The sequence below is a fragment of the Phormidesmis sp. 146-33 genome (assembly GCF_052939515.1).
On sequence record NZ_JBJPHU010000269.1, the window covers coordinates 1 to 1,740 of the forward strand.

Sequence of the window (1,740 nt, forward strand, 5' to 3'; positions counted from 1 at the left end):
TATCGACACTGCATAGTACAACACCCTCATTCATCCCTCTATTATGCAACGCCCTTTTTTTGAATGCTAGACGGACTTTTTAGAAATGAGATATTGGTAGAGATCGTCCAAAATGGCGTTAATTGCAAAAATATCTCCGCTGTGCCATTGGTAAGATACAAGATGAGCTTGATTCTTTTGAACTACTTTGAGATGTTGCCATAAAGGATCGCGAGCAAGCCTCCCTAACACCGTTTTCGCACCTGCTTCTCCTTCCCTTGTTAAAAAGAATAGAACATCACCATCGATCGCTAATATCTCTTCTTTAGAAAGGGACTGTGGCGCATAGATAACATTCTCGCTTTAAGAGGGCGGACGCTGTAGCTCAAGATCTTTAAGAATCATCCCTACTGTACTTTGCTCTCCGTAGCCGTGAACAAACTCAGGAAACATCCCAGCAACAGAAACTTGAATTTGATCACGACGATCGCCTAAAGCTTGTTTGAAGTTCTGAATGCGCTTTTGGTACTGTGCAATTAATTTCTGACCATTCTCTTCTTTAGCGAGTACTTTAGCAAGTGCCATCAGCCTTTTCTGTCAAGTAAAATCACGCGATAGTACGATCGTTGGAGCAATGCGAGAAAGTAAGGCATAACTTTCGGTTGACCAAGGATTTCCAATAGACCTGTTCAACAATTAAATTGAGGCAAAAAAAGATGGTAAAACGGTGTTTTCACCCCTTACCATCCCATGAAAAATCCTCTTGATTATATCCGCACTTACCCCCAGCGTAGTGAATTGATTTTGGGCATCAGTTTTGAGGAGTTTAACCGTCTAATTGAGCCAGTCAGAAAGCTTCATGCCCAAGAGCAAGCGGTGGTGGAAGCTCAAAAAGTGCGAGTGAATGCAGCAGGTGCCGGGCGACCTGAAGTGTTTACCTTGGAAGCCACGACCCCTTGCGGGTAACTCGAAGAGATCGCACTGTGTTTATTTCATCTGCGGCACGACCCGACCTTTGGCGTGCTAGGCATGATCTTTGAGGTCTCGCAGGGGCAGGCGAACCAAGCGTTCCACCAAGGGTTGAGGTGGATCAGGCAAGTGCTCCCGGCGAGTTTGTATGAGCAGTTTGGGCACGACCCAGAGTTGTGGGCATGGGTGCAAGAGTTGTTGCAAGATGAGGTGCTGTTAGCCGACAGCACGGAGCAGGCGCGAGAACGTCCCTCAGACTCCCAGGTTCAGGAGACATATTATTCAGGCAAAAAGAAGCAGCACACGCAGAAAACGCAAGTGTCAGGAACCTCTGACGGGCGAGAGATCGTAGATGTGATTCCAGCAGTGCCAGGTCTAACCAGTGATATTAGCCTGCTGCGCCGCCAACAACAGAAGTTCGACTCCCGGCAGCAGTTCATGGGGGATAAAGCCTATCAAGGGGCAGAGCACACCACCACGCCTCACAAAAAGCCCAAGCATCGGGAATTGAGCGACACTCAACAGCAGGAAAACCGGGTCAGTTCTGCCCAACGCATCTTCATTGAACACTTGATTCGGCGCTTGAAAATCTTTCGGGTTTTGACGAATCGGTTTCGCTTGGAGTCGCGAGTGTATTCAGTTGTGGTCTTAGCCATTTGTGGACTAGTCAGATTGCGGTTAGGCAACCTGGATTTCACAACTTACGACTTTTGAAATCAGCAATGGGGTTTGCTTCTAGGCGGTGCTATGAACAACATTAATTCCTGATAGAAATAGCCTCAAACCCCGATG

At 47.3% G+C, this 1,740-nt stretch carries 4 protein-coding genes; 2 read left to right on the forward strand and 2 right to left on the reverse strand.

What is annotated here, in order from left to right; all coding sequences use genetic code 11:
• Positions 1-66: 66 nt before the first annotated feature.
• Positions 67-330, reverse strand: coding sequence for an ABC transporter substrate-binding protein (locus tag ACJ2PR_RS35830; RefSeq protein WP_446880631.1), 264 nt, complete (start codon positions 328-330; stop codon positions 67-69).
• A gap of 12 nt (positions 331-342) precedes the next feature.
• Entirely contained in the window at positions 343-564 is a 222-nt protein-coding gene (locus ACJ2PR_RS35835) for a hypothetical protein (protein ID WP_446880630.1), read from the reverse strand.
• A 165-nt stretch (positions 565-729) separates the two neighbouring features.
• On the opposite strand from ACJ2PR_RS35835, the gene ACJ2PR_RS35840 reads away from it, so the two are divergent.
• Positions 730-945, forward strand: a complete 216-nt coding sequence (locus ACJ2PR_RS35840) for a hypothetical protein (RefSeq protein WP_446857782.1) — start codon at positions 730-732, stop codon at positions 943-945.
• Between the two features lie 15 nt (positions 946-960).
• On the forward strand, positions 961-1,662 hold the full coding sequence (locus tag ACJ2PR_RS35845) for a transposase family protein (RefSeq protein ID WP_446880632.1): 702 nt from the start codon (positions 961-963) through the stop codon (positions 1,660-1,662).
• The last annotated feature ends 78 nt before the right edge of the window (positions 1,663-1,740 follow it).